General features: G+C 34.8%; 9 protein-coding genes. All 9 read right to left on the reverse strand.

Annotated elements, in window-relative coordinates:
• Positions 1-72 precede the first annotated feature (72 nt).
• On the reverse strand, positions 73-1,959 hold the full coding sequence (locus P178_RS0101900) for a metallophosphoesterase family protein (RefSeq protein ID WP_081819375.1): 1,887 nt from the start codon (positions 1,957-1,959) through the stop codon (positions 73-75).
• Positions 1,914-4,904 carry a glycosyl hydrolase 115 family protein gene (locus tag P178_RS0101905; RefSeq protein ID WP_027064612.1) on the reverse strand — a complete coding sequence of 997 codons (2,991 nt, stop codon included), beginning with the start codon at positions 4,902-4,904 and terminating at the stop codon, positions 1,914-1,916. Before P178_RS0101905 ends, P178_RS0101900 begins: the two co-directional genes overlap by 46 nt.
• Entirely contained in the window at positions 4,882-5,946 is a 1,065-nt protein-coding gene (locus P178_RS0101910) for a phosphatidylinositol-specific phospholipase C1-like protein (RefSeq protein ID WP_027064613.1), read from the reverse strand. The genes P178_RS0101905 and P178_RS0101910 overlap by 23 nt, the downstream gene beginning before the upstream one ends.
• The gene (locus P178_RS0101915; RefSeq protein WP_051638145.1) at positions 5,946-8,510 is read right to left on the reverse strand and encodes a glycoside hydrolase family 3 C-terminal domain-containing protein; all 2,565 of its coding nucleotides are present in this window, start codon (positions 8,508-8,510) and stop codon (positions 5,946-5,948) included. The genes P178_RS0101910 and P178_RS0101915 overlap by 1 nt, the downstream gene beginning before the upstream one ends.
• Before the next feature lie 36 nt (positions 8,511-8,546).
• Positions 8,547-9,842 carry an alpha-L-fucosidase gene (locus P178_RS0101920; protein ID WP_027064615.1) on the reverse strand — a complete coding sequence of 432 codons (1,296 nt, stop codon included), beginning with the start codon at positions 9,840-9,842 and terminating at the stop codon, positions 8,547-8,549.
• Between the two features lie 4 nt (positions 9,843-9,846).
• Entirely contained in the window at positions 9,847-12,171 is a 2,325-nt protein-coding gene (locus tag P178_RS0101925; protein WP_027064616.1) for a GH92 family glycosyl hydrolase, read from the reverse strand.
• Positions 12,172-12,181: 10 nt separating this feature from the next.
• Positions 12,182-14,236, reverse strand: coding sequence for a glycosyl hydrolase 115 family protein (locus P178_RS0101930; RefSeq protein WP_027064617.1), 2,055 nt, complete (start codon positions 14,234-14,236; stop codon positions 12,182-12,184).
• Between the two features lie 371 nt (positions 14,237-14,607).
• Positions 14,608-16,257 (reverse strand): RagB/SusD family nutrient uptake outer membrane protein, encoded by a 1,650-nt coding sequence (locus tag P178_RS0101935; protein WP_027064618.1) that lies wholly within the window; start codon positions 16,255-16,257, stop codon positions 14,608-14,610.
• Positions 16,258-16,275: 18 nt separating this feature from the next.
• Entirely contained in the window at positions 16,276-19,353 is a 3,078-nt protein-coding gene (locus tag P178_RS0101940; protein ID WP_036145564.1) for a SusC/RagA family TonB-linked outer membrane protein, read from the reverse strand.
• Positions 19,354-19,641: the final 288 nt, after the last annotated feature.

Genomic DNA, 19,641 nt, shown 5'->3' on the forward strand with positions numbered 1-19,641 from the left:
CTGTTTTAAATGTTTGAGTTAGGTTTATTATAAATGTACAAAAGCTTCAGGCAATAGTTTTTTATTATCTAATTAAGGTGTTATACTTTCAATAGTCCCTTGTTTTAAATCTATTTTAAAATGATCGGAAGGTTTGCCATTTATACTCTTCTCGAAAATATTTGCCCATAGTCTGTAAGCGCTATTTTCAGATTCTTTCAACTGCTTACAAACTATTTCATATTGTTTTAAACGAGCTTCACCAATATCTGTAAAAGCCAATTCATCTGCACTTCTTAAGCGATAAAAATCATAAATCATATCAAAACCCGTCCAGGTTTTAAATTCGTTAGTTGATAAATTTGAGCTTTTTAATACACTATCAAAATCTTCAGATTGTGCTATTAAAAGTTCCTCTCCTGTTTTATTTATAAAATCGGTTACAAATTCTTGAGACCAATCATCTGGCAAAAAACGGAGTCGTACTAATTCTTTTAAATGCCACTGTGTAAAATCCCTATAATCATCAGAAGCTAAAATGTCTTTATTCCAAATTTCAGGTGCTTGCGTTTCTTTTAAATGATCATGTTCTTGCTCATATAAAGAAAACAAACTATTGAAGTTTTTAGCTTTTTCAATCACCACGGTCTCTACTTCAAAATCATTCGTAGAATGTATAGTTAAAATTTTATAACCAGGTGCATAAGCTGCCAATGACGGAGTTTGAATATTGTATAAAGTGTTTCCTTTTGTAGTTATTCTTACACCAGTATCATTTATATGCATATGACCACCAAAGTGAATTTCAATACCTGCATCTGCAAATAGCTCTGCTACTTCTTCTTTTGGCACACGGTGTAGTTGCATATTCGATTCACCAAAAAAATGTATCATTTCTTCTGATGCATCATCATTAAAATCAACCATGGGGTAATGACTAAAAGCAATTAAAACCTTGTTCATTTTTTTAGCCTTCTCTGATACTTTTTTCACCCAATCAATTAAATGTCTTTTTTGTAAAAGCACATTGTTGTACCCAATACTTGCGCCTTCAAAATCATTGGCATTTTCAGAAACTTCTAATAATTCTTTTTTGGGAACGTACACATTGGCATCTATTGCCAATAACCAAACGCCTTCAGTTGGTTCTACCAGATAACTAGCATCTGGGTGCTTATTAAATTCATCAATAGCATAGGTTCTATTTTCTAATAAAGACGCTTGCTCTGCCTTGTTGAATGTATAACCTTGATAAGAATAGTCTGAAAATGGGGTTTCCCAATACACGTATTCTTTTTGTGGATAAAAACCAAAGGCAGACATTTCATTTAATATATCCTGGTATCCCCATTTCTTTATTTCAGAAGTAATGATCGGAGTAAGTTGCCCAGCTACAGTATCCTTAATATTTTTAATAGTACTAGTAATTATTTGCTCTTTACCTCCTACACCTAAAAAATCTGTTTTACCCGCTTCTTGTATAAAAGGTTTTACAGGATCATGATTTCCCGTAGTTGCAAAAAAGAGTATTCCATGGTCTTTAGAATACTTGTCCAAAATCTTTCGTAAACCCTTAACGTGAATAGGTTGCCCATCATCACTAAAATCTCCTGGCAATGCTACTAATTTAATTCCCTTGGTTACAATATCATCTAGTGCTTCAATAAATGCAAAATAATTTTCGTTGAATATTCTGGTAGACTGTAATTGCGCATTCATGGTACGAATGTTCACAAAGTCGCCCGTTTGTGGGTTTTCTATTCCTTTGTAATCGGCATCTGCGAAATGTGCATAGATATCTTGAAAATGTGCATCTGCAATGAATGCAATTTTCGTTTCTTTAAATTCCTCTTCTCTTTTATTATCACAAGAAAATATCAAAAATAACACAGCAACACATAAAAATCTATAGTGTCGTCTTATGCTATTTTGATTTATTTTTTGACCGTTTCTTTCGGAAACGCATAGCTCTTTTTCCATCCACCTAAATCTATCAACACTTGATCTATTAGTACTCCAGGATCTACCATCCATATTTTCAATGTATGTTTTCCTGCCTTATTTACAATTTGTTTTGCCATTTGTACCGATGCATTTTTAAGTACATTTTCTTTCCATTCCTCACTACGACCTGTAGTTTCAAAATCTACAAATACCGGTGTAGCATCATCAATAGAAATTGCACAACGAACACCTATTCCAGCATATGGGGCATGAGTGGGCACCGCTTGTATATTCACGTCCACTTCACCAAAATTAAAAGTATAAAAATCATATTCTAAAACCGGACTATTCGCTTTAATTTCTTCCATGTCCACTAAAGGCGTCGCAGTTCTAGGTAGCGCCGTAATAACTTTATTCGTATACCCCATACCTTCAAACAACGTCCAATTTGCCTCTTTACCATCTTTCATTCTGGTGAAGTTTTCGGCATGAATAGATACATAACCCTTATCCTCAACAAAACCATTGTAGTTATTTAATGCCTCAAATTTAGGATTATAGACAGATACACCAATGGTAGTAATTTTACCTTCTGAAATAAATTCAATAGCACTATTCACCTTATAACTCGGCGGAATCAATTGAAAGTCGTGCCCTAGTGGAGCTTCTTTTTTATTCTCGCCTTGGGGAACTTTACTCCAATCGATACTGACCCAAATACGTTTTTCTAAATTATCGGAAGTTAAGGTCCCTTTACTTTGTGATAAACGAATCCAATCTGCCTTGGGTTTTGCTTCCCAATTAACCGTACCCTTACCATTTGCAAAAACATCAATAAAATAAGTACTTTTAGTATAGCTATTAAAAACAGGAAGTACATCTGCAAAGCTATTAATTACCTTATCATTAACCTCCATCTGATACCCTTCCAAGGCTAAACCCAAGCTAGTTTTCTCGTTGCTAGTAATAGTTGATGATGCGGGCTGTGTAAAAACGGGAAGAAAACGTGGAGCCATCGTCATAATATGATTCCATTTACCATTTTTAAGCACTGTATTGTAGTAATCGGTTTCTTTACTGATTCTATTATAAGCTTCTTCAGATAAAGCCCCAAAAGCATTAGCACTTTGTCTGCCTTGCTTTGCGGTAAACTTGTTCTTAAAACTATACAACCATTTCTGATTTAATTTTGAAGCGCCAATAACCGGATAATACACCAATTGATAAAAAGCATCTTTTCTATAGCCTGGTATTTCAGTATATAAATTTTCAGTAGCATCAATTAAACCTTGATAGCTTTCTATGCGTGCTGAAACCTCATCACCATAATGAAACTGTGTTAATTCTGTTTCTCCTTCTTTAGTTACCGGTTCTACCTGGCTCCACGCCATAAACTCCGGTCTTCTTATATATGCCAAGCGGTTATTTTCAAATAATACATCTGTTATTTTAGTTGCAGATGCTTCACCAAATTCACGCGAAGCCCAATTTTTAGTATGCTGTTTTACAGACGAACTTTCTTTAAAGTCATCCATATTCCAAGCCATATCTAAAAACAGTTCAATGTTATACTCATGTGGTTTAATATCACCGCAGTTTAGAATCCAAATATCACGAGATTGAAGCTCAAATGCTTTCGACATTTCTTCCCACATTAAAACCGGATTGGTAGAATTTAACCACAAATAATCATGCGGCCTACCCCAATATGAGGTATGATAATAAACCCCAGCACCACCAGCTCTTTTTTGCTCCTGCGGATTACTTAATTGACGTATGTATCCGTAGTTATCATCGGTCCAAACCAAAGTGATATCCTCAGGTAACTTTAGTCCGCTTTGGTAATAATTCAACACCTCTTTATAGGGCACAAAAGCTTGTGGAATACTTGATGGTTCTTTCTTGGTCTCCTTTTTTAAAATGGCTCGTTGGTCGGTAATTACACGTTCCAATAAGTTAACCTGCGCATCAGTATCATCCTCACCAACGATCATGGGCGAATCATGCTCACCACGCATACCTGTAGTATAAATACCTTCTAATTTGGATGTTTCTTTTACTCTTTTGGTGAATAAACTTTTTATGGTTTCTGAATTGGTATCATATCTATACTCCCCCATTTCGTCATGTTTCCATTCGGTATTTATATTACTAAGCATGGGTTCCGCATGCGATGTACCAATAACAATGGCATAATCATCTGCCACAAACTTATTTTCTGGATACGAATAAAAAGGTTTAGTACTAGAATGCATGGCAGGCCAAATAGTATTTGCCCTTAATCGTAATAACAATTCAAATACTTTGGCATAAGTTTTTGGACCTATATCACCAGTTTCTGGCTCATAATTTAAAGCTGCCCAACGTTGTAATCCCCAATCTTCATCATTTAAAAAAACTCCTCTGTACTTTACGGAAGGAGATTTTGAAACTTCTTTTTCTATAGTAAGAGAAAGTGACTCTTTTTTAGTCGGAGTAACATCTGCCCACCATTCCCATGGAGAAACACCTATTTTTCTAGAGAGTTCTAAAATACCATAGGCTGTTCCTCTTCTATCACTACCTACAACAACTAAAGCTTTCTTAATGGTGGATGTTGGGTTTTCAACTATTTGAATACTATATCGTTCCCATTGATTTTCAATTTCAGAAACATCAATTTTACCAGCAGCGATCATGCTATCAATCCATTTATTCTTACCTATTGTACCAGTAATTATTGTAGTTTCAGACCTACTATCTTTAGTGGAGACAATAGGCTTTTTCCCTGTGATGTTATAAACGTCAGTTGCAAACATGTTTGATGCTATAGTTTCAACCTTTGCATCTTTCTTATCTATTAAAATAGAGGTAATCACATTGTCCCCTACAAGTGTAAAATCAGAAGTAGCTTGCTCTTGTGCCGCTAATACTACCACTTGAATGCAAATGAGCGTTACAACTATCTTCTTTATTAAGTTACTTTTTATTAATTTTCTCATACGTTCCATCTTCAAAAATCACTTTATAATCAGAATCAAATAATGTGGAGGGCACATAATAATCTGTAGAGATTACTTGCGCTCCCGATGCCTTTGCCTTCTCAAACTTTTCATAATCATTAGTTCTTGCTTCTTTGGTACCGGCATCTGCCCTAGTGCGAACCATATACCCTTTTGAAACCAGTTCTTTTATATACGCCAACTCTTTAACTGGGTTGTTTACTATTCTAAAACCAGCTTCTGCATTGCCCTCTTTACTATTAACAAATAAGACTCTCCCTTTTAAGGATTCATGACCTAATAGATATTCATTAATTCGTTTCTCCTTTTCGTCTAACACAAATAAGAACTTCCCTTTTACACTATTCAAGCTTGGCCACCCCTTTGTTAAAACAGCTTTTTCAAGGGATTCAAAATCACCCCTAACATTATCAGGAGTTATTAATTGACTTGCAGGAAGCACACTTTTTATTTCATCATCAAGCGCATTTAAGGCGCTTTTATCAAATGACAAAGGTTCTCTGGTTTGTAATACTTTTTGATCTTTCGTATTGATGAGAATAATTACAGGAGTATGATTTGGGTTGTTATCCGACCATTTTTTCAAGGTTTTTAATCCATCAGAAAACAATAAATAGTGGCTTCTAAAATCAATATCCTGAACATGAAACATTTTAAGTCCGGGTTGTTTCAGCTTTTCTTCCACATCAAAAGCCAAAGGTTCTTGACCAAGAGATCTTACTATTTCTAATCCTTTAGGGTTAGAAAAATGATTTCCTTTTGGATCATAAAAAACATCCAATTCTAAATTCCGTAAACCTAAATTCAATTGTTCCTCTAAAGAAATATGGGTGTATTGCAAACTTTCTATTTTCTTTGGTTCCACCGTATGTAAGTAGTCGTACAACGGTCTTTCAATCGCAATTTTATATGAATTATGACTACCTATTACTTGAATATCGTTTAGTGACACATGTTTGCTCTTACAGCCTACGAATGCAAAAGCAAATAACAACATACACAAAGCAATGGTCTGTTTCATTATTTTATTTTTTTTGATTTTTGAAGTCGTATATCTTTAGAAGATGACCCTATCATAAATTGATATTCGCCTTTTTCGAACGACCATTGATTAGCTTTTTCATCCCAATACTGCAGGTCATTTTTAGTCACTTTAAATTCAATAGTTTTTGATTCTCCAACATTTAAGCTGATTCTTTCGAACCCTATCAATTTTTTAATAGGTCTTTTTACAGCTGAATTATTAACCGTATAATACAACTGCACTACCTCATCGCCACTAAATGTCCCGGTATTTTTAATTGTTGCAGATATTAAAACAGCATCAGATTCAGACTTTACTTTTAAAGAATCATATTTAAATTGGGTATAACTTAATCCATATCCGAAAGGATACAGTACGTCTCCCTTAAAATACATATATGTTCTACCATTAGACACCTCGTAATCATCCATATCAGGTAAATCTGAAACCGATTTGTAAAAGGTAAATGGCAATCTACCTGCAGGATTGTAATCTCCAAACAATACATCTGCAATGGCAGTACCGCCGGCTTCACCCGGATACCATGCATCCACTATTGCTGGTACATTAACATCCATCCAATTAATAGCCAAAGAGCTACCAGCAACCAAAACAACAATTAGATTTTTGTTCTCGGCATATATCTCTTTTAAGTAATTGATCTGGTCTTCTGGCAACGCTAACGAAGTTCTATCGCGACCTTCCTTTTCAATAGATTTATTAATACCCATTACAGCTATCACATAATCGCTCTCTTTGGCAACCTGTTTGTCCTCCTTATATAAATCTTCTGTAGTTGCTGGTACTTCCCAAAGCAACTGACAAATGGCATCGCCTCCATTATCAAAATACTCTAATTTAATAGCGTATTTTTCACCCGCATTCATATCTAATTCTACTTGATCTGTGGTCATACCACGGTTGTGCCATTCATCCACTACCAATTCACCATTTAACCACATACGAACACCATCATCAGAATTGACCCCAATCTTATACACTCCTGAAAAGTTTGGGCTTATGTAACCAGACCAACGCATAGATTTATGACGAAAGTTAGTATACGGAGCTGGCGGATTATTTACCGGATCAAAATTCACCACTTTATCAACGCGCGTTTGTGGCGTACCCTCTAAAAACTTGTCATCATAATATTCTCCGTACAAACCAGATTCACCAGTTTGGTCATTCACTAAATTTTCAGCTTCAATTAAATTTAAGTTTCTAGCAGCCGTTTTCCATTTCACATAAGTGACCTCTGCCTTATCTCCGACTTTATTTCTAATACCTTCTAAAGGTGATATAGGTTTAATTACGGGAAGACCACTATAATCACCAAAAACAACCTGATTAGCATTAAAACCAACAACCGCAATTTTTTTAATATCCTTTACATTTAAAGGCAAAATATCATATTGATTCTTCAACAAAACAATAGATTGTCTTGATGTTTCCAATGCCAGTTCTTGATGCTTTTTAGATCCAATTACATCTGGGGAGATTTTGCTATATGGGTTGTCGTCAACTTTATCAAAAATCCCTAATTTAAAACGAGCGGTTAAAACTCTTTTTACCGCATTATCTAAATTTTCTTGGGACACCAGCCCATTTTCATATGCTTTTATTAGGTGTTCAGCATAAATATCGTCTCCACACTCCAAATCAAGTCCACTTTCTAGAGCTACCTTGGCAGCCTCTTCTTTTGTATTCACATATTTGTGCGATTTCTGAATATAGGTGGGTGCACCACAATCACTTACTATGTAACCCTCAAAACCCCATTCATCTCTTAGAACAGTATTCAATAGCCAACCATTTGCAGTACTAGGCACCCCATTTAAAGCGTTGTATGCACTCATAATAGATTGGGCATTACCTTCTTGAACAGCCACTTTATATGCAGGGAAATAATATTCACGTAAGGATTTTTCTGAAATATTGGCGTTATAAGCAAACCTGTTTTCCTCTTGGTTATTGGCTACAAAATGCTTCGGTGTAGAAACTACTTTTAGATATTTATCATCATCACCTTGTAATCCCTTGACAAAGGAAACACCAATTCTACTCGTTAAATATGGGTCTTCACCATAAGTTTCAGGAGTTCTACCCCAGCGTGGGTCTCTAGCCATATTAATGGTCGGAGACCAGAATGTCAATAGATCACTATACACATTCTTTTGATCTTTCCCTTGGTTATAGAAATTCCATTTACCCCTAGCCTCATCTGATATTGCCTTTGAAACTTGTTGTATTAAATTTGGATTCCATGTTGAAGCCAATGCCACTGCTTGCGGAAAAACAGTAAATCGACCACCTTTTACTACACCGTGCAACGCTTCGTTACCATGATAATAATTTTCTATTTCTAATCTTGGAATAGCCTCTGAAGTAGATATCAACAAAGAAACCTTTTCTTCAATAGATAGTCTAGTCATTAAATCATCTACCCTTGTTTCTAACGGTAAATCTTGATTTTGAAATTCCCATTGATTTTGTGAGAAACCAGTTAAGGGAATCAATATAAATATTGCGAATAATGGTACAATTTTCTTAATCGACATAAATCGTATTTTGATAAACTTACTCAGACGGCCTTACTATTTAATAAATTCCACATTAGTCACCTTAACCACAATAGGGTTAGGCCAAACCTTATCATTGTAGAGCCGTTGTGCTCTACTTATTGAGATTTCCAGTAAATCTTTATGTTGAACAAATTGAGATGTAGGTGTATTTTCCGGCCAATATTCAACCACTAAATCATTCTGCCCTAAAACAGAAACAGCCGTATTTTTAGTTGCCTTCATATTTTTAAGCAGAAAATTTCTTCTAAAACCTTTAAACCAATCTTTTTGACCAGTTATAAAAATATATGCCGTATTTTCATCTTTACCTTTAGTAAACCACATATCGCCATCTTTAATAATAGTTGGCACAGGCCTTACATTTTTGATCCCTTCACTATTTACATACATCCAAAGGGCAATTTCTCTTAACCGTTCTTCTTGTTCCAATGGAATTTCGCCATTAGGCTTAGGACCAACATTCATTAAAAAATTACCTCCTTTTGCTCTTATTTCTATTAGTTTTTCAATTAATTCAGTTCCAGTTTTATAAGACTCATTAGTAGGTTTATACTGCCACTGGGTTCCCATGGTCATACAGGTTTCCCATGGTCCTTGCATTGCCGTATTGGGTATACTCTGTTCTGGAGTTTCCATTTCTCCTCTTGTAACTACAATATTTGGGTCTAAAGAATGTACATACTGCACTATAGGTGTTGTTTTAAAAGCATCAAAAAATATTACATCAATAGGTCCGTAATTGCTCACCAATTCCTTGACCTGTTTTTTATCGTACTCCAGCAGTTCTTCATTTTCTGTAATCTGACTCATTCTACTATTTCTTGAAATGAGTTCTCCTTGCTTGTTTAAAAAGTTAAAATCCTCAGGAGAAAAATACACACCTACCTTTAGCCCTTGCTTACGTAATGCTGTAAAAAGCTCACCAGTAATGTCCTTACTGTAAGGAGTATTCATGATGTTAAAATCAGTGGTTTCCGTATCCCACATGCAAAATCCGTTATGGTGTTTGGTAGTAAACACAACGTATTCAGCACCAGTTATTTTAAATAACCTTGCCCATTCGTCTGCATTAAACTTATCTGGATAAAATGTTTTAGGAAGTTCATTAAAATACCGATTAACATAATCATCTGATGCCCCTACCAATGAGTGACTTATTACACTACCTAATTGGGAATCAACGCTCCAATGCACAAATATCCCAAATCCCATATCCATAAAATCCTGTTCTAAATCTACCCTATTATTTATTTGTGAATAAATTGTAGAGTAAAAAAGAGCCAATAGAACTGATACCTTGATTCTCATATTTTTATTTTACTGTATTGGTCATTTCCAAAATTAGCTCGCCCCCTTTTACAATATCGTCATGTCTTAAGCTATTAGCTTTTATTAATATTCCATTAAACTCGGCCTCTGATACATAAAAATTAGCATCACTATTGTTGTTCGCTTTTATGGTAAATAGGTCGCCACTATAAAAATCTTTATTCAATTTAATAGTAACCTCTTCAAAAATAGGGCTGCCTATTTGGTATTCAGGATTAGCTTCTGTACCTCCGTTCATTTGAAAAATTCCAATTTTAATAAGTACAGCCAAACTGCCCATTAATCCTTGGTCTTCATCTCCATTATATCCGGTGGATGGTGATAAGCCGCCAAAAACAGTTTTCGCCACTTTTCTTGACCAAAGTTGCGTAAGATCCGGTCTACCTAATTGACTAAAAATAAAAGCTGTTTGTATTGAGGGCTGATTACCAAAATTGATTGGAATTCTACTATACTCCGGATGTAATTCTGCCGAATGTGATGTACCTGCAGTAAAACCTAAATCTTCTGCAGTTTCAAACTGTTCATTTAGCTTTTTAATCGCAGCATTTTCGCCTCCCATTAAGCTTGCCAATCCTTTAATATCATGAGGGACAAACCATGTAGATTGTGCTCCATTAGATTCTATAAAGCCATTTTCTGCTTGGTACGGATCATAATCTGCTTTCCATTGTCCATCAACATTTTTGGGACGCATCCATCCTATTTCTGAATCAAAAACATTTTTATAATTAGAAGATCTCGCCAAGAAATAATCATAATCTTCTTTGTGACCCATCTTTTTCGCTAATTGTGCCAACGTCCAGTCTTGGTATGCATATTCCATGGTTAAACTAGCACCATCTTGATGGCTACCAAATTTACCTTCTGGAATAGGGTAAGGCACATAACCTTGATTCATATAATATTTTAAACCACCACCAACATTAGTAGTGTGCTCATAGCCGGCTTTCTCCATAATTCCGCCAGCTAAATGATTTTTCTTTAAAGCTTGGTAAACGTCTTCCAATTCATCTACAATAATTCCTTTTTGTATTGCAGTAACCATAAAAGGTGTAGCACTTGCCCCTGTCATCACGTAGGTATAATTACCTCCCGAAGGACCACGTGGTATGAGTCCGCCATCCTTATAATACTGCGTTAAAGAATTTGAAAAGTCATACATTATTTCTGGATACACCAAGCCCCACAACGTGTTTATAGTCCATTGTGCTCCCCAAAAAGAATCTGAATTAAAATGATTGAATTTAGGTGTACCATTAGCATCTAATGGCAATTGTCCTATTCTAAAAATTTCGCCAGTATTATCAGGATAAGCACCATTTACGTCATTTATAATTCTGCGTCCCTGTAAAGCATGCCATAAATCTGTATAAAATCTTCTTTGATCTTGGTCAGAACCGCCTTTAACGTCAATTCTGCCTAATAAACAATTCCATTCTTGTTTTGCTTCACTTCTTACGTTTTCAAATTGCCAGTTAGGTAATTCTGTAGTTATATTAAGCTCCGCATTGGCAACCGAGGTGTAAGAAATACCCACTTTCATTAAAACATCATTTTTATTTTTATTTAATATGATGAGATAATTTCCTGTACTTTCATCTTTTTCAATAGAAGATATTTGAGTATTTAGCTGTACTTTAAAATAAACGGTCATAGGTTTTGGACGCCTATGTGTAGGCTCCATCGTAACTTTTCCTGAAAGTTCATTTTCAGAATTTTGATCCAAAACTCCATCTATGTTACTACTTGGTCCTAATATCGTATTTAAATTAAAAAGTATGGCCTTTTCCTCTTCGTTATCCGGGTAAGTGTATTGATGAAAACCAACTCTTTTAGTACTCGATAGTTGAGCCTCTATTGCATATCTGTCTAAATCAACTTTATGATAACCTGGTATAACAACCTCATTATCATGATTGAATTTTGAATAAAAATCTTTAAAAATATCATCTTTGGTTTTCTCATTGGTAGTTACGGGCATCACTGAAATACCAGACATTTGCCATGCATGAATATGGCTAAAACCTTTTATAGTATCTGTCTTATATCGGTAACCACTTCCCCAAGCGCCACCAATTTGGGTATCTGGACTCAGGTTGACCATACCAAAAGGCCTACTTGCCGATGAGAAGTAAAACCACCTAGAATTTTCTGTATCTAAAAGCGGATATACCTTTGCCGCATAGTCAATTTCTGGAGCACTTACCGGTTTGGTTTCATTGACCTGTTGTTTACAAGAGCCTAAAAACAAGATTGAAATACTTAGTAAGACAACGCTATTTTTTAATGTGTGAGCAAATGTCATTAGTTTCAATTTAAAGTGTCATTTTATTAAGATTAGCCTCAATCGCATCTAGCATTTCATAGGTCGGAAAACCATTGTTTTGTCTTCTATTTGCTATCGAATACCAATTCTTCCATTTGTCATCGATATCGCCAGAACTTCTATGATCAAAAACGATTTTAAGTTTATTCTTTGCCGTTGGCAGCAAAGAAATTGCTTCGTTTAAATACTTTATATCCTTAGTAGTTTCAAACTGCTTTTTAAGCAATGCCATGTTATGTAATTCTGTTTCAAAAGCTATTAAATCAGAATAAAGTTGAGCAGGTAGAAGAATATAAGAATGGTAAAAATTATCGTTTCTCTTCAATAGTTCATATCCTAATTCTGCCTCTGAAAGTGATTTCTCTAAAACTTCTTTCACTCGTTTTACATTCTCCACATCTCCAATTACACGATTATAATCAAATGGTACAGGGGATTTACCTGGTCTTACAATCGGTGCATTAGAAAGGTATGAAACAGCTTCTCTAATTTCCCATAAATGTTCTACATACCCTTTTCTACCTTCTTGAGCTTCACTTAACCATTTCATTGATTGTACGGCGTGTTCAGCTGCTTTAGGTGTAAAATATTGTTCTGTCCATTCTTTGTAAAAAGCATCTGCATTAAACGTATCTGGATTGTTACATACTTCACTATAAGCGACCAAATTCAACAAAAATGGCCTGAAATTTTGACCGTTAACCAAGCAATACTTGTCCGCTTCATATTTCTGAAACATTTCTTTCATTACCAATTCCACCTTCTCTGGATAAGGATTGTGAACGGTATGGTTCAACCAATAACCGGCATGCATATAGGTACCAAAATCATAACCATCTATAGTATTTGGTAAATGTTCAAATTCACCAAATCCGTGATCAGACCAAAGTACTGTCCAATCTGTAGGAGGTCTAAAACCTTCGTTCCACATTTCCATACCATCAGAATAGCACACCAATACTTTTTGAGAATCTGGTTTATATTCATCCACTAATTCTCCAAAAGCAGCATAAACCTCATTGAATACTTCAATTTTGCTTTCTCCACAAGTACTTTCATATTCCCAATCCCAAACTTGATGCCGTGGTCGTAAAATAAAAATATCTGTTTTTGACAATGGTGTATGTTCAAAATAATAGCGCCAAGCCTGTAACCAATCTGCTTTATATGTTTTCCAGCAATCTGCTTTCTCGGCATCCATAGGATGGATTTGATAACCTAAAGCAAAATCTACAGCTATCTTCATTCCTTTCTCATGGGCATAATCTATCATTTTCTCCACATAATCAATATCTATTTGATAATCTGGTTTTAAGGCTTTATACTCGGGTCTAATAAAAAACTCGGGTCTACCCAACATATCAAAAAGTTGAATTGAATTGTATCGAAGGCGTACCAGAGAATTGATCATTTCAGTATAACTCTCCCAATCGTATTTTAATAACTCACCTCTGTAGTTTGCCAATTCATCTACATCATTCTCAAAATATGTTAAGTTGGGAACTCTAGGTGGTTCAATTGTTTTTGGTTCAAAATTGTAAATATCATTAACTTTTAATGCTACCGGTGTTTTACCTGTCCAATATTCTAATGGATCTACGCCTAAGACCTCATTTGAATAATCATAAATTGCATATTGTAATCCCTGTACATCTAATCCCGCTATTACAATGACATCAGAATCGGCGTATGTATTCTTAGACCAAATACCACCTCTTGGACCTGGTTGTTCATCTGTTAAAACCAATTCCCCATTTGTCACCATATCCGTAATAATGGAATTGGAATTTGCTGTACCTACTATAAAAACCAAAGATTTATTCGGAATTTCCACACCTTCTTTTACAATGTGCACCTCCTCTTTTAAAACTTTTTCTAAGTCGTTCTTTAAATCATTTATGGTAGAAATTTCTACAGCATTAGAATTTTCACCTGTTATTAAATAAACAGTTGATGGTTGTTCAACACCAGTATTACATGCCAGGCAAAATACCATGCACATGGCAAGTAATAAGAATTGTGTTAATCTATATTTTTTAATCATTCGTTTAGGTCTTTCTATTTACTTAGGTTTTGGGACAATGAATCTTTTAAGTCACATACATATTTGCTCATATTAGATATGAGATAAAATACAGTTGCAACTACTACTTTAGATTTTAATATTGCGATAGAATAAATATGATAAGTTATTCAATGAAATCGAATTTCTAAATTTCAAATTAACTGATAAAGAAAAGCGAATCTCAAAATTCCGTTTAAATTGAATATTAATTAATGAACATTATTTGGTTAAGAAAGAAGAATCTAGTCTTTATCGGATATAGTGTAAAATACAGGCAGGTTTTACACCTGCCCATATTAACTCACTCAATAAAAACTAACTTCTTATTTATTTTATACAACTACTAAATATTAATAACCAGGGTTTTGCACCAAAGAACCATCAGACAACTGCAATTCATTTGCAGGTATAGGTCTTAATAAATGAATACTAGCGTCAAAAGCACCATGATCAATAACATGGGGATTGTAAAGATCTATTCGCTCTTCTAACTTACCTGTTCTTTTAAGCACGGCCCATCTATTATCTTCACCTGCAAGCTCTAATGCTCTTTCATTTAAGATATCGTCAATAGTAACCGAGGTATATTCATTTGCCACGCCAGTAGCGCGCTCACGAACTATATTTAAATGATTTAATGCAGCTGCAGTATTACCTGCTCCTAAATAAGCCTCTGCAGCAATTAAATGTGTACCTGCTACTCTGTATACAAATGTATCTCTAGCACCGTCGGTATCTTCATTAAAATCTTGATCATCAAATTTCTTGAATATTGGGAAATTTGTACGTTCAATATTCAAAGAGTATAAATAATTAACTCCCGGTACATCTTCAGGTAATCCAAAAAGATATTGATCTGGTTGGTATACCCAATAACGATCTAAACGCTCTGCCAATTCTTCCGCATCTAAAGCATTCTTTGGATAATACACGATCGTATCACCAGCAACAATATTATCTGGACCATCTGGCTCATCGCTATCTGCAATAATTGCACGGTGAATTGTGGCATCTTCTCTTGTATCATTATCAGCAAATAAAGAATAAAAGAAAGGAGTAGGCATTGCTCCAAAACTACTTACACCATATGGTGTTGTAGTTCTATTTACACCAGGATAATTAAAAACCTGATTCATAAAAAGCGAATGCTTGTTGTTACTCTTATCTGCCGCTAAACCGCTATTTCCATATTGTACGGCAAACAATATTTCATCATTTTCTTGATTTTCATAATCAAAAACCTCAGCATATGATTGACTACGAATATCATAATTACCAATTGCCTGCTCAGCCAATGCTGCAGCAGTATCAAAATCGGCAGAACTACCTGCAGATGTGTACGCTCTTGCAAGATATACCTCTGCCAATAAATGTTGTGCCGCTCTTTTAGACATTCTACCTGTACTAGGGTTATCTATCAATGTAGGAATAGCCTCTTCTAAATCTAAAATTATTTGAGCATATGTTTCAGCCTCAGAAGACCTAGCATAATCTGTACGAATAGTTTGGGCTTCTTCCAGTTCTATAACTACACCACCATATTGCTGCACTAAATTAAAATATGCCAAACCTCTAAGTGCTTTTGCTTGTGCAATACCATAATCTCTATCGCCTAAATTAGCATCGCTCCAGCTTATTTGATTTTCAAACCTATTAATAACGGTATTCGCTTTACCAATTACACTATAGTTATTTGACCAAACCGCTAAGCCTGTGCCAGAATTCAAATTGAAATAGTCATTAGTTGCGCTAAAAGAGAATATTTCACTTTTACTTGTAAAAATATCTGTGCCCAAAAATTGGTACGTATACTCATTGTATACATTTCGCAGACTACTATATACACCGATCACTAATTGATCTGCATTGTCTTGAGTAATAAAATTCTCAGAAGTAATGTCTGAGTATATTTCTTCTTCTAAATAATCCTCGCATGCATAAGACAGCGACAGCATAACCAAGAAGACCGTTATAATCTTTATAAATTTAAATAGTTTCATCTTTTTATAGTTTAAAAATTAGTACGATAATTTTAATCCGAATAAAACTGTTTTAACCGAATACCCCATGTTATAGGAATTCTGTAAACCTGTTTCTGGATCTGGACCAGCAAAATCGGTAAAAGTGAATGGATTTTGAACATCAAGTGATAAACGTAACGTGGACATTTTCAACTTGTCTAAAAGGTCTTGAGGAAATGAATAGGCAAGACCAATATTACCAATTCTTACAAAGGACATATCTTCATAAAACCAAGGATAAGAAGACTCTCCATATTCTGGTGAAGGATATTTAGCATCAGGATTATTAGGTGTCCAATAATCTTGTTTTAAGCTGTTGAATACAGCACCGTCACCATTGAAACTCGCAAAATTTTGATGAAATTCTGAATGACCGAAAACACCTTGTCTTGTATTCACTTGCACGTTCATTTCAAGATTCTTATAATTGAACGTGTTTGTCATACCTGCAATCCAATCTGGAGATTGAGAACCAATAACCCTTTTATCTTCTTGATTAATTACACCATCACCATTTTGATCAACATATTTATATTGCCCAGGTAATAGTCCAAAAGATTCTGCTTCTGCAGCTTCGTCTATTTGCCAAATACCGTCAACTTCATAATCAAATGTAGCATCAATTGGTGCGCCTACTTGTAAAACACCGTTTAATCTAGAATCTGACCCAACCAAAATCTGGTCTATATCATCATAAAGGGCAAGTATTTCATTATCATTTTTAGTGTAGTTAATATTCGTACGCCATGTAAAATTATCTGTACGTACGTTAACAGTGTTTAAAGTAAGTTCAACACCTCTGTTTCTTACAGAACCAAAATTACCTATGGTACCAGAATCACCGAAACCGGTTACAAAAGATAATTGACGGGCAAGAATACTTCCTTCTGTTTCTTTACTGTAGTATTCAAAACCAAAATTAACTCTACTGTTAAGAATCGATAAGTCTAACCCAAAGTTATATTCTTTAGAAATTTCCCAAGTTAAATCTGCATTAGAAAGACCTGCAACAGATTTACCAATGCTGAAATCATCACCAAACAAATAACTGTCTTGAGATAAGAAGGCAAGTGAACTATATGGATTAACTGTTTTATCGTTACCAGACTCACCATAGCTTAAACGTAGTTTTAAATTACTAAGCCAGTCTACATCCTTTAAAAATGGTTCTTCACTTGCTCTCCATGCAAAAGCTGCCGATGGAAAGAATGCCCATTTATTACCTACTGCTAATTTAGATGAACCATCGTATCTACCTGTAAAAGTAAATAGGTATCTATCTTTTATATTATAGTTTAAACGACCTGCAAAAGAAGCTAATGTCTCCTTTTCATAAAAACTACCATAGTCTCTAGGTACATCAGAGCCACCTTGTGTATTAAAGAATAAGTAAGCATCAGTATCAAAATTACGTACTTGAATATCACTCCCTTCAGGGTTAGAATAATATATAGAATTGATTAAAGTTGTTTTAAGATTATGACCTTCAGCAATATCAAAATCGAAATCAAGAATATTATCCCAAGTATAAGATGTTTTAAAATCTGATTGATAATGAGACTGTATTCTTGAAGGATCATTTCTAGAAGACTTCGTCAACAAGCCACGATATTCTCCAAAACGTTGTGCAGAAATATTTGGTGAAAATTGTGTTTTAAAGTTGATCCAATCATTTGGCTTATAGTTGAAAAACACATTTGCAATAACGTCTAAAGATCTATTGTTTAACCTCCATGCACCTTCCGCATCATATATAGGGTTAACAAATCTTAAATCTTGATCATCTGGAAATAGAATAGGCTCTCCGTTTTCATCATAAGGATTAACCGTTGGCGCTAAACGTAACGTACTTCTAAACAATTCTCTACTACCCTGCTCTCTTTCAGAAAGGGCTAAATATGATTTAATACCTACAGTTACCTTATCAGATACCTTTTTAGATAGCGAAGCACTTAAGTTATACCTTTCATACTCTTCTATTCCCATAACACCTTCGTCATGTAAATAACCTATAGATCCATTGTAGACCAAACCATTACTACCACCAGACATACCAACGGTATGGCTTGTTTGTAAGCCAGATTTTCTAAATGTATCCATCCAATCGGTATATCTACCATTTGCAACATTTGATGCTTCTTCGTTAGAAGATTGAATTTCTGTAGACCTATCTACTACTACACTATTATAAGATGCAACAGTTCTATCTGTACCTTGCCATGCTCTTGCTCTTAAAACATCATCAACAAACTGAACATATTCAGGACCCGAGTAAAGTTCTGGTATGTTAGTTGCCGAACGCAAACCAAAAGAAGAATCATAAGTAAAAACAGTTTTGCCTTCAATTCCACTTTTAGTTGTAATGATAACAACACCGTTTGCACCTCTAGAACCATAAATAGCGGTTGCTGAAGCATCTTTTAAAATATCCATCTGCTCAATATCAGAAGGATTTAAAACACTGATATCATCAAAAAATATTCCATCAACCACAAATAGCGGTTTAGAAGGATCATCTGCTAAATCATCACTTACACCATCACGCTCACCACCTTGATTTGCAGTAATAACCGTATTACCACGTATTTTAATAGATAAAGGCGCACCAGGCTTAGAGTTTAATGTTCTAACATCAACACCCGCAATACGACCTTGAATTGCTTGACCAATATCGGTCTTTCTCTGTTCCGTTAGTGTTTCACTGTCAACTGAAGCAACAGCACCGGTCAAGTCACTTTTCTTTACAGACCCATATCCTATTACTACAACCTCATCTAACTGTGCGGTATCTTCTGTCATAGTTACCGATATGTTAGATTGACCGGAATAAGCTACCTCTACAGGTTTATAACCTAAATAGGATACACTTAATACATTTCCTTCTTCTACTGAAATGCTAAAATTTCCATCAAAATCCGTTACTGTACCATTTGATGTTCCTTTTACTACAATAGATGCTCCTGGAATAGGCATACCCTGGTCATCTGCCACCGTACCCGTTACGCTACTCTGCGCCCATAGTACTGATGACATGCCCAATAAAAGGAATACCATTAATAGTTTTAGTTTTTTCATTTTTGTTATTGTTAAGTTAATTGACTACTAATGTATTGTTAAGACCATGTTAACGAATGGACATATTCATCGGAAATATGGACAGCCATAAAAAAATGGATTATTTTTATCTTGCTAAATCATCAAATAATCTCCTTAATTTTTAAATATTTCATATAGCTATTAGACAAAAAATTACATATTTTCATTTTTCAATACATAACACCATTTAACGTTTAGAATGCTAAATCCATGCTTTGTATTAAAATGTCCATCCCTTAAAACCACAATCGCTGTACTTTGTAGAGC

The organism is Maribacter sp. Hel_I_7 (assembly GCF_000688315.1).
GTDB lineage: Bacteria > Bacteroidota > Bacteroidia > Flavobacteriales > Flavobacteriaceae > Maribacter > Maribacter stanieri.

What these genes read in the sequence shown, in the direction of transcription:
- P178_RS0101940 (WP_036145564.1), bottom strand. Translation starts at nt 19,353, where the DNA reads ATGAAAAAACTAAAACTATTAATGGTATTCCTTTTATTGGGCATGTCA.
- P178_RS0101925 (WP_027064616.1), bottom strand. Translation starts at nt 12,171, where the DNA reads ATGACATTTGCTCACACATTAAAAAATAGCGTTGTCTTACTAAGTATT.
- P178_RS0101900 (WP_081819375.1), bottom strand. Translation starts at nt 1,959, where the DNA reads ATGGAAAAAGAGCTATGCGTTTCCGAAAGAAACGGTCAAAAAATAAAT.
- P178_RS0101905 (WP_027064612.1), bottom strand. Translation starts at nt 4,904, where the DNA reads ATGAGAAAATTAATAAAAAGTAACTTAATAAAGAAGATAGTTGTAACG.
- P178_RS0101935 (WP_027064618.1), bottom strand. Translation starts at nt 16,257, where the DNA reads ATGAAACTATTTAAATTTATAAAGATTATAACGGTCTTCTTGGTTATG.
- P178_RS0101910 (WP_027064613.1), bottom strand. Translation starts at nt 5,946, where the DNA reads ATGAAACAGACCATTGCTTTGTGTATGTTGTTATTTGCTTTTGCATTC.
- P178_RS0101915 (WP_051638145.1), bottom strand. Translation starts at nt 8,510, where the DNA reads ATGTCGATTAAGAAAATTGTACCATTATTCGCAATATTTATATTGATT.
- P178_RS0101930 (WP_027064617.1), bottom strand. Translation starts at nt 14,236, where the DNA reads ATGATTAAAAAATATAGATTAACACAATTCTTATTACTTGCCATGTGC.
- P178_RS0101920 (WP_027064615.1), bottom strand. Translation starts at nt 9,842, where the DNA reads ATGAGAATCAAGGTATCAGTTCTATTGGCTCTTTTTTACTCTACAATT.